Origin of the sequence: Arcticibacter eurypsychrophilus (assembly GCF_001730525.1) — a bacterium.
In the GTDB taxonomy this organism is placed as follows: domain Bacteria; phylum Bacteroidota; class Bacteroidia; order Sphingobacteriales; family Sphingobacteriaceae; genus Arcticibacter; species Arcticibacter eurypsychrophilus.
Window position 1 is genome coordinate 1 of the sequence record NZ_MDFN01000039.1, and the last position, 15,399, is coordinate 15,399.

A 15,399-nucleotide genomic window follows, 5' to 3' on the forward strand; every position below is an offset into this window, starting at 1 on the left:
GTCCCTGGTTCGAGTCCAGGCTTGGGAGCAAGAAAGGGCAAGCAATCTAAAAGTTTGTTTGCCCTTTCTTTTATGCATCAAATCTTGTAAAACCTCATCTTTAATTAGTCTATTATCCCATCAAGTAAGTGCTCTATACCTTAGTTTATTTATATACAAGGTTGCTTAAATTTAAAAATGATTTGTACAATTATACTATTCATTTGCCGGAAGTCATCAGCACACGACCATTTTATCAATTCGTCGGTTATAAACTATTTCACACATTAACTGTATAATGGTAGACAGCTTTGAGAAAATTAACGGTTTTATTTGTTAGGGTATAACAGCAGCTATAAATAAATATACCGCTGTCGTCGTCTAAACTAGTTGTCTAACTGGAATGGTTGCAATTATTCTGAATTCTATTCAAAATTTACAGAAATCAAATTGGCCTTTGAGCTCATAAATAGTATGAATAAAACGATCTCCATCTTCCTTTTTTTTGCCTTGTTAAGCATGACATATAGCTGCAGTCAGAAACGTTTGGCAACTACTCAACACAATTATGGAGGCAGCGAAATCCTTTATCAGTATAAATGGAATTTTACTGAGTTAAATAGCCAGCCTATTTCTACAGGTAGGGATACTGCTTATCTATTATTTTATCCCGGTCAGGTCAATCGGGTAACTGGATCAACAGGCTGCAATCGTCTCACAGGCACATTCGAATTATCTGGTACGAATAAAATGATGTTCTCTCCTCTAGTTACCACTAGAATGGCATGTTCAGGTTATGATGAATTGCCAGTCCTCACCGCGTTAAAGCAGGTAAACAACTGGAGTATCATAAACAACCAACTATTGCTTAGTAACGGTAAAATACTGGTAGCAAAGCTTAAAGGCGTACCTGTAACTGTACCTAAATAAGTCAGTACATCGGGAGCAGTACTTACCTCAAACGTTTATAAAAATTGTACAAGCACATGAAATTATGATTTCAGCAAAATGTCAGTCTTTTATAATAATTTAAGTTCGATAGTTATTAAAAGAACAGATTAGGTCAAGTAGTGTTCAGTTAAATTAAGCACATTATAAAATAAATGGATTAAGCATGGAAAAAAATAATTTGCCAGTATGGTTTATCACTGGCTGCTCTACCGGTTTTGGTAGAGAATTAGCGAAGTTAATATTGAAAAAAGGCTGGAATGCGGTAATAACCGCCCGCAATATAGATCAGGTTATGGATATTGTTGAAGGATATGAAGATACTTCATTAGTGATATCATTGGATGTAACAGATAAAACCCAGGTTTCAAATGCAGTATCCCAAGCAGAAGAGTTCTTTGGGAAGATTGATGTTTTGGTAAACAATGCTGGATTTGGGTACTTTAGCAGCATCGAAGAAGGCGAGGAAGAGAAAATAAGGGCACAGTTTGAGACTAACGTTTTTGGTCTCGTTAATGTTGTACAAGCGGTATTACCCGGAATGCGCGAAAAACGCAATGGACATATCATTAACTTTTCTTCTATTGGCGGACTGAGAGCTTTTATAGCAACAGGGTACTATCATGCTACTAAATTCGCTGTGGAAGGTTTATCAGAATCTTTGTCTCAAGAAGTTGCCCCGCTTGGAATTAAGGTTTTACTTGTAGAACCAGGACCTTTCCGTACCGATTGGGCTGGACGTTCTACATCTCGTACCCCTGTTTCTATAGCAGATTATAAAGACACTGTTGGTGTCCGAATGGATGCAAGTCTAGAAGGAAGTGGGAAACAACAAGGGGATCCTGTTAGAGGATGTGAGGCCATTATAGAAGCTGTTTACGCTGAACATCACCAGTTAAGACTTTTACTTGGAGAGCCTGCATTTAAAATGGCTATTGAAAAAAACGAGATGTTAAAGGAGAATTTTGAATTTTGGAAAGAACTGAGCCTGAGTGCCGATTTCCCAGCATCTGAAAGGTAATTCAGTAATCAGAACTTAAATATTAAATTTAAGAATCCTATATCTATTGAAACAAGAAAATCGATAGGGCATAAAGGTACCCTATTGATTTTCTTGTTTATACCCATTCATTAAGCCTTACGTTCCTGACGATCCCGGCCTTTGAATTTTTCAAGGCTTTGCCAATAAATTCTTGTCCCCACTGATTCAAATATGTTGAATAGGACACCATGGATTTTTAATAAACAGACCTATACCCCAATTATTCAGATAATCATTTTTCTAATTACTTGCTCATCATTACTTGCATTTTACATTTGTCTATTAAAACGGCCTTCCTTTTTTTATTAAAACCCTAATTTATGAGTCCCTAAATATTGACTTATCGAAACGCTGTTAGTCTTCAAAGATTTAAAAGCAAGATACACCTCCAGCTCCTGATTAATAAAGGTGCCAGGCACTTCTATTCTCAAAATTCCCTCACTACGTGTTCCCGTGCCAATTCCCTGTAAGGCCTCATTGGTTACCCGGTTGTATACCAGATAGAAAAGTACATCTCCGGAATAAGCATCGCATAACTCATTTTCAGGATTCCAGGTGATTTCTATGATATTGGATCCCGGTAATCGAACTGCTGCATGTTCTACCCCTGATAATGGGCCATAACTAATCAGCACCGATGAATAATCAATATACTGATCCGGATATTCTCCCCGTAGGGCATGATGATACGTATAGGAATGAGCAGCCATCCGTGCTGTCATTTTTGGATTGAAATCCTTAAATCCTATTGTAATTACTTCTTTCAGCGGTGCAAGCCATTCATGCAGGAATTTGAATGTCAACCTTGTTGCTGCTTGTTTTGCGGAAGGTGTTTTTTTGCTTCGTTTTGGAACTGCTCTGATGTAGTCAACCCCTTTCCAGGTGCAACCTACTGTAGGACCTACTTTACCGTGGAAACTTCCATTGATTCCATTTTCATAATGTGCCATTTTCTATAAATTTAAAAGATGAATTGTTAATCGGCAAGGTAAATACTTGTATTGACAAGTTATGTAATAAATCGTACTAGAGGTTGATATATAGCGGTTCTAAATTGCAAATTATTTTCTTAGCGAGCGGAACAGCTGCGGAGAAGGTGCGGAGAAGCTGGGTGTAATTTGCGGTTTTTTTTAGTTCGAAACTACAATAGGAAATTGCCAATGTACCAATTTATCTTTGACCATAACCTTAAATAAGACAGCTTTATTTTGTTAATTTGAGGATGGAATTTTCAATTCAGGATTTGTTACCCAATATCACTTTTAAAACATCCAGAAGTGGCGGTAAAGGTGGGCAAAATGTAAATAAAGTAGCCAGCAAGGCTGAATTGAATTTCGATTTTGAAGCTTCAAATGTTTTTGATTCCGTTGAAAAGGAACGCCTGAAGCAAAAGCTAGCCAATCGTATGACTGCGGAAGGGCTCATCCAGGTGATCAGTGAAGAGGAGCGCAGTCAATATTTAAATAAAGAACGGACGCTTCAAAAGCTCTACCTGCATCTTAAAAATGCACTGTATATTCATAAAGCCAGAAAAGCAACTAAGCCTAAAAAGTCGTCTATTGAGAAGCGACTTAAAAATAAGCAGCTGCATGCTGTAAAAAAAATCAATAGAAAAAACAGTGATCCTGATTCTTAGATTTATTGGATTAATCCAATAAATGATAAAATAACCAAGCTCATGTAGACATAATGATACGAATTGAATAGTTTTTGATATGATTTGACTAAAGTATATTGACCCTAATTCCTTTTCTTTGAATGACAAATATAAGCCATATAACAATTTTTAATTATTTGAAGAATAAGGATACTACAGGTTAGGCTAATTAGGAGAGGAAAACAGGAAACAGAAAGATAAATCTTCTGTTATACTGAATGTTAAGTAAATTTTTCTTCTTTATAAACCTTCGTAGAGTTTTTGTAACCATATAAATTAGGATAAGTTGTTTTGGCTGATCATTCAGTACACACTAAAAGAGTAAATCTTAGATGAAGAATATTTATCTTTTTCCCCTTGTAAGTCTAATTCTTAGCACTTCTGTACAGGCACAACGTGCGGATTGGAAACCAGTTTCAGGAAAGATCCAAACCGCTTGGGCAGAGAAGGTGGATCCTTCAAGTACTTTGCCCGAATATCCAAGGCCACAATTGGTGCGTCCGAATTGGAAAAATCTCAACGGTTTATGGGACTATGCGATCCTGCCAAAGGATAAGGTTCAACCCAAGACTTTTGAGGGGAAGATCTTAGTTCCTTTTGCCGTAGAATCATCCTTATCCGGAGTAGGACGCAGGGTAGGAAAAGACAGTATCCTGTGGTACAATACCACGATTACACTGCCTTCAACAATGAAGAATAAAAAAGTATTACTTCATTTTGGTGGGGTGGACTGGGAAACTACCGTTTATGTAAATGGTAAAAAAGCAGGGATGCACCAGGGAGGAAATGATCCATTTTCTTTCGATATAACAGGATTGCTTAAAGGTGGAAGTCGCCAGCAAATTTCCATACGTGTTTGGGATCCAACAGATGAGGGTCCTCAGCCAAGAGGCAAACAGGTAAGAAAACCGGAAGGAATCTGGTATACACCGGTAACAGGAATCTGGCAAACGGTATGGGTTGAAGCGGTTGCTGAAACCTATGTGCAGAGCACAAAACAATTACCTGATATCGATAATCAAACGTTAACCTTCCTGAGCGATGTAAAAAATCTGAAGGCAGGCGACAAAGTTAGCGTATCCGCATGGGATGGAAATACAGAAGTAGCCACTCAGTTGGTTAATGGAAATGAAGCAGCAGTATTGAAGATTCCGAATGCAAAGCTTTGGTCTCCGGAAAGTCCTTTCTTATATCACTTAAAAATAGCGGTGATGCGCAAGGGAAAAGCCTTGGATGAAGTAACTAGTTATTTTGCGATGAGAAAATCTTCCCTTGGACCGGATAAAAACGGAATCCAAAGGATGTTACTGAATAACAAGTTTGTGTTCCAATATGGTCCACTGGATCAGGGATGGTGGCCGGATGGTTTATATACGGCTCCAACGGATGAGGCCTTAAAGTTTGATATTGTGGAAACTAAAGCGATGGGCTTTAATATGATCAGAAAGCATATTAAAGTGGAACCGGCACGCTGGTATCACTATTGCGATTCCATTGGTATGTTGGTTTGGCAGGATATGCCAAGTGGCGATTTGGGTAACCATTGGGAACCGCGTCCGGGTGTTTTAGGTCGCGCAACAGATAAAGACCGTACACTTGAATCTGAAGGTTATTACCGCAAGGAATGGAATGCAATTATGGAAGCCTTGTATAATTATCCTTCTATTGTGGTGTGGACTCCTTTTAATGAAGCATGGGGACAGTTTAAAACTGCCGAAATAACAGAGTGGACGATGAAAAAGGACCCTTCCCGTTTAATTAATAGTGCGAGTGGGGGCAATTTCTATCCGGTGGGTCATATTGTGGATCTGCATAATTATCCCGATCCGGCAATGCCTCGTCCTGAGATCTTTGGTGCCAAACATGCCTTGGTTTTAGGGGAATTTGGTGGACTGGGATTACCGGTTGATAATCATGTTTGGCAACAAAAGGACAACTGGGGCTATCAGAGCTTTAAAACTGCTGATGATTTGTTTAAAACCTATTCCTCATTTATGGATAAGATGGAAGGTTTGATTAAAGTAGGACTTTCTGCAGCTGTTTATACACAAACTACAGACGTGGAAGTAGAAACAAATGGATTGATGACCTATGACCGGAAGGTGATTAAGGTTCCTACAGCAAAACTAAAAGCAGTTTCAGACAAACTTTATAATCCTGCATTAGTAGAAATTAAATAAAGTACAGAAGATAAATTACGATAAATATGAATAAGCGCCTTTATGTTATTTTATTCTTACTGGTTTCAGCAACCAGTATTCAAGCTCAAAAAGCAAAGAAGAGTACTGCTGATCTTCCGGGTAAGGTATGGTCTATTGAAAAGGCAAATGCCTGGTATGAGCAATATAAATGGATAAATGGAGCAGACTTCATTCCAAGTACAGCTATAAACCAGCTGGAGATGTGGCAGGCCGAGACTTTTGATCCGCAAACTATAGATAAGGAATTGGGATGGGCTGAAGGTATAGGGTTCAATACAATGCGGGTTTATCTGCATAGTATTGCCTGGAAACAAGATCCAAAAGGGTTTAAGGACCGTGTTGGGGAGTACTTAAACATAGCTGACAAGCATAAAATTAAGACAATTTTCGTGTTTTTTGATGATTGCTGGAATAAAGAAGGGAAGGCTGGAAAGCAGCCTGAGCCTAAAACCGGCATCCATAATTCGGGTTGGGTTCAGGATCCTGGAGATCCTTATTATAAAGATCCTTCTACTTTCCCAGCATTGGAAAAGTATGTTAAGGATGTGATGGGATCTTTTGCACATGACAAGCGCATTTTGCTTTGGGACCTTTATAATGAACCGGGTAATTCGGGTAAGTTGGAAACAACATTGCCTTTATTGACACAGGTTTTTAGCTGGGCAAGAACCGTGAATCCGGATCAGCCTATTAGCGCGGGGATTTGGGCCTGGGATTATGAAAAACTGAATGCTTTTCAAGCTCTAAACTCGGATGTGATTACGTACCACGATTATGAAGAACCGCAATGGCACCAACGGGTTATTGATATGTTGAAAGCTTTTGGCCGTCCGCTTATTTGTACCGAATATATGGCTCGTTCCAGGAACAGTAGGTTTTCTAACGTGTTGCCGCTCTTAAAAAAGGAAAATGTTGGGGCTATTAACTGGGGATTTGTAGCGGGTAAAACGAATACCATCTATGCATGGGATACGCCTTTAGCGGATGGAAGTCAGCCTATTGAGTGGTTTCATGATATCTTTAAGAAAGATGGAACGCCTTATCGTCAGGATGAAGTAGACTTAATTAAAAAATTAAATGCCGAACCGGTTGCTAATAAGTAGGTTATGAAAAGGTTAAGCTTTTTCTTTTTGGCGTTTATTTACTGCGGAATTAGTGGTTGTTCCACTAGTAAGGTAGCTGTTTCTAATCCTGTAGTGCAAGCTACATTTACAAATCCGTTGCTTCCTTCGGGTGCCGATCCATGGAGTATTTATAAAGATGGATACTATTATTACACGAATTCTTTAGGGAACAGATTGGCGATCTGGAAAACAAAGGACTTGGCAGATCTTAAACATGCAGAACAGAAAGTTATCTGGACACCTAGTCCGGGTACCTTATATTCCGATGATATCTGGGCTCCTGAGCTTCATTTTATTAATGGGAAATGGTATATGTATTTTGCTGCTGATGACGGTAACAATAACAATCATCGGATGTATGTCGTTGAAAATTCTTCTATTGATCCGATGAAAGGGGAGTGGGTGTTTAAGGGAAAGATAGCGGATGCTTCGGATAAGTGGGCAATTGACGGAACTGTGTTTGAACATGGAGGACAGTTATACATGTTATGGTCAGGCTGGCAGGGAAATAGCAATGGTCAGCAGGATATTTATATTGCAAGAATGAGCAATCCTTGGACGATAGATGGGCAGCGCGTACGGATTTCTGCTCCTCATTTTGATTGGGAAAAGGACGGGGATTTAAATGATGCACAGAATCCTTCACATGTAAATGTGAATGAAGGTCCACAGTTTCTGGAAAATAAGGGTAAGCTGTTTGTGGTTTATTCTGCAAGTGGTTGCTGGACTGATTCGTATGCTTTGGGACTTTTAACGTTTACGGGAGAGAGTTTGCTCGATTCGGCATCTTGGAATAAGAGTGAGAAGCCGGTGTTTAAGCAATCGCCAGAGAATGGTGTTTATGCACCGGGACATAATTCGTTCTTTAAATCGCCGGATGGAAAAGAAGATTGGATCTTATATCATGCTAATAACGCTCCCGGTCAGGGATGTGGACAGTTAAGATCACCAAGGGCTCAGAAATTTGTTTGGGATGCAAATGGGACCCCTGTTTTTGGAGTTCCATTACGTATTGGTACGGCTTTGAAAAAGCCTTCTATAGGTAGCAATGCTTATTAAAATGCTTATTGTTCAATAATTGGAGTCATGCTCAGGCTGTAACTGATCGTTTTATTTGCCATTCCTTTGATGTTTCCAATTGCTTGAACGTTTTGAAAGGTATTGGTGATTACGCTTAACCAATCATATCCTTCTTTGCAGTTGTTTCGAAGTAGAAAGATGTCTTTACTACCGGGAAGCGATTGTAAACGAATACAGTGAGTGCTTGAGTATATGGTGTTGGTTTCTACCGTTATGTTGGTCACCACTCTTGGAATACCATAGGTTCCAACTACGATGCCGGATGAGTTTCCTGTTGATAAACGGGTATCAACAGTATTATTAATGATCTTGATGTTTTTTTAATCATATGATCCATTACTCATTTGAATCCCGCCAATATTAGGGCCTTTTGTTTTTACTGTATTGTTATTAACAAGAATGTCTAAACCGTCTTCTTTCAATCCGGGTGCAATAGCAATACTACCAGCAGGGATTGTGTTATAGGTTAAGGTATTGTAAATACGAGGTCTTTTTTAGAGAAGACTGCACATTGATTTTGTTTTGTAGAGAAAGACGCTGATCCGGGTTTTTAGCTGATATGATAGTGCTATTTGTGTTAACTGCAAAAACGGATTCATCTTGAATAACAGTACTACTGTTCACTATCTCGGTTGATGCATCATCTTGGCAACAGAAGTTAAATGTTGTGAGAAGGAAGATGAGAATTAAAAATAAATTTTTCATATCATGCTGATTTTCGTTATGTTACGGAATCTGCATGGTTTGGTTACGATAATCTGGAAATAGTTCTTCCACTTTCTTTAATGCTAATCCTACTACAGGATGCATGTCGTAATACTTATAATCAGCTAGTCTTCCTCCGAATATTGCATTTTCTTCCAGACGGGCCATATCTTTATATATCTTAAAAAGCTGGTCATTCCTGGAATTGTTTACCGGATAATAGGGCTCATCTTTCTTAGTCCATTCGAGCGGGTATTCTTTGGTGATCACCGTATTCATCTGCTCTCCGAATTCAAAGTGTTTATGTTCTATTATTCGGGTATACGGAATTTCGGAATCGATGTAATTTGCAACCGCATTTCCTTGATAATTGGGTGTGTCCAAAACGGTGTGTTCAAATTTCAAACTGCGATATTCCAGGACGCCATGTTTATAATCGTAGTATTCGTCAATCATTTCCGTATAGATGACTTGATCGGCTAGTTCATTCAACTCTTTTCGGTTATAAAAATAATTAACGCCTAATCGAACTTCTGTACCCTCTAGAAGTACTTGAATCAGTTTAGTGTATCCGCCAACAGGGATTCCCTGATAGAGATCATTGAAGTAATTATTGTCGAATGTAAACCGAATGGGTAAACGTTTGATAATAAAAGCTGGTAATTCAGTTGCTTTTCTTCCCCATTGTTTTTCCGTGTACTCTTTAATGAGTGTATTGTAGATATCAGTTCTTACTAATGAGAGCGCTTGTTCTTCGAGGTTTTGTGGATTGACAATAACCTAAATCGGCTACCTGCTGATCTATTACAGCTTTGGCTTCGGCAGGTGTTTTTACTTTCCATAGTTGATAGAAAGTATTCATATTAAAGGGAAGATTGTACAGATTTCCTTTGTAATTGGCAACCGGACTGTTTGTATAACGGTTAAACTCAACCAATGAATTGACATAATTCCATATTTTTTTGTTGCTGGTATGGAAGATATGTGCTCCGTATTTATGGACATTGATTCCTTCTATGTTTTCACAGTAAATGTTTCCTCCGATATGTGGTCTCTTATCAATAGCCAAGCATTTTGTCTTGTTTTTTTGCTTCATAAGCAAAGATTGCACCATAAAGGCCTGATCCTACTATCAGATAGTCGTATTGTTTCATTCGAATTCTGTTAATCTGTTGGTAAAGGATTTTATGGCCTAAATGTTCAGTGCTCTGAAAATAAAATTGCGACGTATAGGGTATAAATTATTGTGTTTTAATGATTTTAGCTCGCTTTTAAAAATGCGGTGTTAGAGTAAATCTTTTATTTTAATATTTTATTGATTGGTACTATGGCAAAATAGGGTTTATAATATAAGTATCTTTTCCACAGATGGTTGGGTTTACGTATGAGGCGAATGAACCACTCCAGTCTCATGTTAATCCAAAACTGTGATGAATGTTTTTTTGTTCCGGCACAATAATCCACATGGCTGTCTATTTAAAAGGAAATAAATCCTTTTTTGGAAGCTTCTTTAAATAATATACTTGCGGACTTATTAAAGAGACAATCTGAATCTAAAATGAGTTACATATCGTGTAGCTGATCGCTGTTTTAGACTGGAGATGTATTATTAAGGTCCTGAAAATAGGGTACGCTTTTATAACTGCAGCTTGAGATTAAGATAAGTAAACAAGATAATAAGGTATGAATTTTATACATAATATGAAGTGATTTTAATAACCTTCAGCTTCGCATCTGCACTTACACTGTGGTCATTATGGGGAAGGGTTTGGAGTCAATACTTATAGCATTATTAATCTCAAAACTAGCTTAAAAACGACTTGTTTCGTATATGTTAATATGGTTGTGATGGTTATGTAAAAGTGGGAAGCTAATTCGTCCTTAATTTACCTATTGTTTTACAAAAGAAAATATTTTATGTAAAATAATAGGGAAGTAATACTTAATAAAATTACCTCATTGGATTTTTACTAAACAATTTGATTTAAGCGGGCATGTTACATGTGATTTTTTTACACAGTGATTTATTCCAGTTTATTTTTTTTATTTCATTTAATTAAGCACTTAGAATAGATGTTTAAAGGTATATTTTTCTTCTTTTTGATATAGAAAAAAATTAATTGTAAAGAACTTTTCTCTCTGCTTCTCAGTATTTTACATTTTTGTATTCATGTGCCATAAGTGTTGCTTTTTTATGCTCAACTCCGTTTAACTTTATTTCGAATTCAAAGAGTTAAATAAAAAAATTATACATATAACTATATGAGAGCGGTGATATTAGCAGGAGGTTATGGATCAAGAATAAGTGAAGAAAGTGGTACCAGGCCAAAACCAATGGTCGAAATTGGTGGCAAACCTATCTTATGGCATATTATGAAACTTTATTCCTCTCATGGAATAAATGATTTCATTATCTGCTGTGGTTACAAAGGAGAAGTTATTAAAGAATACTTTGCTAATTACTTCCTATATAATTCTGACGTAACGTTTGATATGAGCAATAATAGTATGGTAGTTCATAAAAATCATACTGAGCCATGGAAAGTCACCTTAGTACATACTGGTCAAAATACAATGACAGGTGGTCGTTTAAAACGTGTGAGGGAATACGTAGGGGATGAAACATTTTGCATGACCTATGGTGATGGCTTGAGTGATGTTGATATTGATGCTGTGATCGCTTATCATCGGTTACAGGGAACACTGGCTACGCTTACTGCAGTACAACAACCGGGTCGGTTTGGTGCTTTTAATCTGGGAGCAGAAGATACCAAAGTGAATCACTTTCAGGAAAAACCAAACGGGGACGATATGCCCTGGATTAATGGAGGTTTTTTTGTTTTAGAACCGGGGGTATTTGACTTTATACAGGATGATGATTCCGTTTGGGAACGTGAATCTATGGAGAATCTGACCAAACGAGGGGAGCTATCTGCGTATCGTCATAATGGCTTCTGGCAGCCGATGGATACACTCCGTGATCGAATGGTTTTAGAAGAAATGTGGCAATCTGGAAATGCGCCCTGGTATCATAAAATAATGTCTAATGCAGCAGTAAGATATTAAATTTTTCAATTCATCTTTTTATATAAAAAAAATATATGAAAATCTTAATTACGGGAAACATGGGTTATGTGGGCCCCGGTGTAGTGACTCGATTACGTAAAAAATTCCCGCAAGCCACCTTAATAGGATATGACATGGCTTATTTTGCTTCTTCTTTAACTAATGTCTTAATCTTACCAGAGTATTACCTTGATGTGCAACTGTTTGGTGATGTCAGGAAAATAACTCAGGACGTACTTGAAGGTGTAGATGCTGTTATTCACTTAGCAGCGATTTCGAATGATCCAATGGGATCAAGATATGAAAAGCTGACTTTTGATGTAAACTATAAATCTTCTGTGAAGCTTGCTGAAATGGCAAAAGCCGCTGGGGCAAGCTCATTTGTATTTGCATCAAGTTGTAGTGTGTATGGAGCTGCCGGAGATGCTCCTAAAACAGAGACTTCTGAATTAAATCCGCTTACTGCTTATGCAAAATCAAAGGTTTCTACTGAATTGGATTTAGAACAACTGGCAGACGAAAACTTTACTGTCACCTGTTTGCGTTTTGCTACTGCTTGCGGAATGAGTAGCAGATTAAGACTAGATCTGGTGCTTAATGACTTTGTTGCCGGTGCGGTTACATCAGGACAAATTAATATATTAAGTGATGGCAGTCCTTGGCGACCACTTATACATGTAAAGGATATGGCTCGTGCAATGGAGTGGGCAGTGACCAGAAATGCGGATAATGGAGGGGAATTTCTTGCTGTTAATACAGGATGCAAGGAATGGAATTACCAGGTTAAAGAGATTGCTGAAGCTGTAATTGCAGTTATACCGGGCACAAGTGTGATGTTAAATAAAGATGCAGCTCCAGACAAACGCTCATATCGTGTAAACTTTGATCTTTTTAAACAGTTGGCTCCTGATCACCAACCGATATATACTTTACAACAAACCATTCGCGAATTATATGAAGGACTGATTGCTATGAATTTTGCTGATGCTGGATTCCGTGATTCGCTTTTAATGCGTTTAATGGTTCTGACCAGACTTCAGGAGAGCGGATTGCTTAACGATGATTTAGAATGGAACCATAAAGTAAAATCAATATCAAGTCCGGAAACTATTACGCAAACCCTTTAAGCATATAAAATGATATTTTCAGAAACCAAATTAAAAGGTGCATTTATTATTGATGTGAAGAGATTGGAAGATGAGAGAGGCTTTTTTGGCCGCTCTTACTGTAAAGAAGAATTTAAATCTTATGGTCTCAATACATCAATTGAGCAGTCCAATGTAAGTTATAATAAGACAAAAGGAACATTAAGGGGGATGCATATGCAGGTAGCTCCCTATGAAGAAACTAAACTGGTTCGTTGTACACGAGGCGCAATTTGTGATGTGATCATTGATATGCGTGAAAATTCTGCCACCTATAAAGAATGGATAGGCGTAGAATTAACTGCCGATAGTTACAGGATGCTCTATGTTCCGGAAGGATTTGCACATGGATTTATAACTTTACTGGACCATACAGATGTTACCTATCAGGTTACTCAAGGGTATATACCAGGTGCTGAACGAGGCTACCGCTATGATGATCCTGCCTTCCAGATTATATGGCCTATTCAACCTGTTATTGTATCAGAAAAAGATTTAGCTCATCCTCTTCTTGAAGGTGTTTATCCTTCTTAGCTGATCCTGAATTTAGGGTACTTCTAAATCCCTGAGGTAATGGATCAAAAAGAGTTCAACAGGTATTGAAATCAGAACTTCAGGAAATTAAATCATTAGTAAAACTTTTACGAAATTAAATCTCATGATCATAGTAGACACTGCGCTTGCAAAACGTCAAGCAGAAAATAAGCCGATTAGAGTAGGCATGGTAGGCGCCGGATTTATGGGCAGGGGTATTGCCCTTCAGATATGTAACTATGTGCCTGGAATGGAATTGGTGGCTATTGCTAACCGGACAATTGAAAAGGCTAAACGTGCTTACAATGAAGCGGGTGTAGCAGAAGTAAATGAAATATCTTCTCTTGTCGAATTGGAAGATAATATTCGCAATGGTAAATATAGTATCACCCAGGATGCCATGCTGCTGTGCGAGGTAGAAGGTATCGATGCTATCATTGAAGTTACCGGAGCGGTTGAATTTGGAGCTCAAATTGCGCTTCGTACCATTCAGAATAAAAAGCATATCATCTTGATGGATGCAGAGGTAGATGGTACGGTTGGACCTATACTTAAAGTGTATGCCGATCAGGCCGGTGTTATTTTTACGAATGTTGATGGTGATCAACCGGGTGTGGAGATGAATTTATTCCGCTTCGTGAAATCATTAGGTGTTAAACCTGTGCTTTGTGGTAACATAAAAGGACTTCATGATCCTTACCGTAATCCAACTACTCAAGAGGCATTTGCTAAAAAATGGGGACAGAAACCTGCAATGGTAGCATCCTTTGCAGATGGAAGTAAAATCTCATTTGAGCAAGCTATTGTAGCCAATGGAACGGGTATGCGAGTAGCCAAACGAGGCATGCATGGGCCAACAGTTCCGTCGGGTACTCCGCTAAAAGATATCTTAAATTTATACCCCTTAGAAGACTTGATAAGCGGTCCGGGCATAGTAGACTATGTTGTAGGTGCTGATCCTGGTCCGGGCGTATTTGTCCTTGGTACACATGATCATCCCATTCAGCAACATTATCTGAATCTGTATAAACTTGGCGAAGGTCCTTTATATTTATTTTACACACCTTATCATTTATGTCATTTTGAGGTTCCATTAACAGTCGCCAGAGCAGTATTGTTCCATGATGCTGCATTAGCCCCGCTTGGTGCTCCATGCGTTGAAGTTGTTGCCATTGCAAAAGTCGATCTGAAAAGCGGAGATGTAATTGATGGAATAGGGCATTATATGACATATGGTGTTTGCGAAAATGCCAATGTAACAGAAATGGATAATCTTTTACCTATTGGTGTTGCCGAGGGGTGTGTTTTGAAAAATGATATACCCAAAGATCAAGCGCTTACCTACGATGATGTAATCTTACCAAAGGGAAGACTTATTGATCAGTTACGTAAAGAGCAAAATGAATATTTCCATGTAGCTGCTAATCCCAGCATATTGTTATCATAAAAATGACTTGCTAACCTCTTTAACCCTATATTATTATGACTAGAAATTTTGTTTTACGACATATCCGGATTATTCTCCTTTCTGGTATCACTTTAGTACTTATAGGGATTGCGTGTTTAGCTTACGTAAGAGATTTTGACTATTAACTATTTCTAACTAAACAGAAATATCTTTCAATATACTCCTTGAATTAATTAATAATAACATCGGATGTTTGTTTTAATTAATCAATTAACGATGTTATTATTGGTGTTTTAGCATAGATGAAAGTTAAGATTCCGCATATCTGAAATAGGGAAATTATTTTTAATAAATGCTATAGCTATCATTCAGTCAAGCTGACCGTTGAAAACCAACCAATTACATTTCTTACTTAACAAGAAATAATAAATGTATAGCCACCTTAAGTTATTCATATATCTAAAATAACATTGATATATTTGAATCAGAAGTTGTCTTCTTCGCCTACTG

The 15,399-nt window shown here is 37.9% G+C and carries 15 protein-coding genes; 10 read left to right on the plus strand and 5 right to left on the minus strand.

From position 1 onward, the window contains the following. The first annotated feature begins 453 nt into the window (after positions 1-453). Complete coding sequence (locus BFL47_RS17280) at positions 454-909, plus strand: META domain-containing protein (RefSeq protein WP_069661052.1); 456 nt, start codon at positions 454-456, stop codon at positions 907-909. A 184-nt stretch (positions 910-1,093) separates the two neighbouring features. Continuing rightward, positions 1,094-1,948: an oxidoreductase gene (locus BFL47_RS17285; protein ID WP_069661053.1), complete on the plus strand. Its 855-nt coding sequence runs from the start codon at positions 1,094-1,096 to the stop codon at positions 1,946-1,948. A gap of 326 nt (positions 1,949-2,274) precedes the next feature. On the opposite strand, the gene BFL47_RS17290 is transcribed toward BFL47_RS17285, so the two are convergent. Continuing rightward, positions 2,275-2,919, minus strand: coding sequence for a DUF6266 family protein (locus tag BFL47_RS17290; protein ID WP_069661054.1), 645 nt, complete (start codon positions 2,917-2,919; stop codon positions 2,275-2,277). Between the two features lie 272 nt (positions 2,920-3,191). Here BFL47_RS17290 and arfB point away from each other — a divergent pair, with 272 nt between their 5' ends. From arfB to BFL47_RS17310, 4 genes are all read left to right on the plus strand, one after another. Next, complete coding sequence (arfB, locus tag BFL47_RS17295) at positions 3,192-3,605, plus strand: alternative ribosome rescue aminoacyl-tRNA hydrolase ArfB (RefSeq protein ID WP_069661055.1); 414 nt, start codon at positions 3,192-3,194, stop codon at positions 3,603-3,605. Between the two features lie 353 nt (positions 3,606-3,958). Beyond that, positions 3,959-5,806, plus strand: coding sequence for a glycoside hydrolase family 2 protein (locus BFL47_RS17300; RefSeq protein WP_069661056.1), 1,848 nt, complete (start codon positions 3,959-3,961; stop codon positions 5,804-5,806). Between the two features lie 26 nt (positions 5,807-5,832). After that, positions 5,833-6,930, plus strand: coding sequence for a glycoside hydrolase 5 family protein (locus tag BFL47_RS17305; protein ID WP_069661057.1), 1,098 nt, complete (start codon positions 5,833-5,835; stop codon positions 6,928-6,930). Between the two features lie 3 nt (positions 6,931-6,933). Continuing rightward, a complete protein-coding gene (locus BFL47_RS17310; protein ID WP_083257253.1) occupies positions 6,934-8,010 on the plus strand; it encodes a glycoside hydrolase family 43 protein in 1,077 nt (358 codons plus the stop codon). Positions 8,011-8,015: 5 nt separating this feature from the next. Here BFL47_RS17310 and BFL47_RS19645 read toward each other — a convergent pair whose 3' ends face one another. The 4 genes from BFL47_RS19645 to BFL47_RS20560 form a co-directional block, all read right to left on the minus strand. Beyond that, entirely contained in the window at positions 8,016-8,255 is a 240-nt protein-coding gene (locus BFL47_RS19645) for a hypothetical protein (RefSeq protein WP_139125862.1), read from the minus strand. A 502-nt stretch (positions 8,256-8,757) separates the two neighbouring features. Then, positions 8,758-9,513, minus strand: coding sequence for a UDP-galactopyranose mutase (locus BFL47_RS20285; RefSeq protein ID WP_317042953.1), 756 nt, complete (start codon positions 9,511-9,513; stop codon positions 8,758-8,760). Beyond that, positions 9,461-9,805 carry an NAD(P)-binding protein gene (locus BFL47_RS20290; protein ID WP_245681402.1) on the minus strand — a complete coding sequence of 115 codons (345 nt, stop codon included), beginning with the start codon at positions 9,803-9,805 and terminating at the stop codon, positions 9,461-9,463. Before BFL47_RS20290 ends, BFL47_RS20285 begins: the two co-directional genes overlap by 53 nt. 230 nt (positions 9,806-10,035) lie before the next feature. Then, positions 10,036-10,200 carry a WecB/TagA/CpsF family glycosyltransferase gene (locus BFL47_RS20560; protein WP_170827345.1) on the minus strand — a complete coding sequence of 55 codons (165 nt, stop codon included), beginning with the start codon at positions 10,198-10,200 and terminating at the stop codon, positions 10,036-10,038. A gap of 798 nt (positions 10,201-10,998) precedes the next feature. Here BFL47_RS20560 and rfbF point away from each other — a divergent pair. The 4 genes from rfbF to BFL47_RS17335 all read left to right on the plus strand — a co-directional run bounded on the left by rfbF (position 10,999) and on the right by BFL47_RS17335 (position 14,928). Next, positions 10,999-11,802, plus strand: a complete 804-nt coding sequence (gene rfbF / locus BFL47_RS17320; RefSeq protein ID WP_069661058.1) for a glucose-1-phosphate cytidylyltransferase — start codon at positions 10,999-11,001, stop codon at positions 11,800-11,802. A gap of 35 nt (positions 11,803-11,837) precedes the next feature. Beyond that, positions 11,838-12,929 carry an NAD-dependent epimerase/dehydratase family protein gene (locus BFL47_RS17325; RefSeq protein WP_069661059.1) on the plus strand — a complete coding sequence of 364 codons (1,092 nt, stop codon included), beginning with the start codon at positions 11,838-11,840 and terminating at the stop codon, positions 12,927-12,929. Positions 12,930-12,938: 9 nt separating this feature from the next. Next, positions 12,939-13,481 (plus strand): dTDP-4-dehydrorhamnose 3,5-epimerase, encoded by a 543-nt coding sequence (gene rfbC, locus BFL47_RS17330; protein WP_069661060.1) that lies wholly within the window; start codon positions 12,939-12,941, stop codon positions 13,479-13,481. A gap of 124 nt (positions 13,482-13,605) precedes the next feature. Further along, positions 13,606-14,928, plus strand: coding sequence for an NAD(P)H-dependent oxidoreductase (locus BFL47_RS17335; RefSeq protein WP_069661061.1), 1,323 nt, complete (start codon positions 13,606-13,608; stop codon positions 14,926-14,928). Positions 14,929-15,399 lie beyond the last annotated feature (471 nt).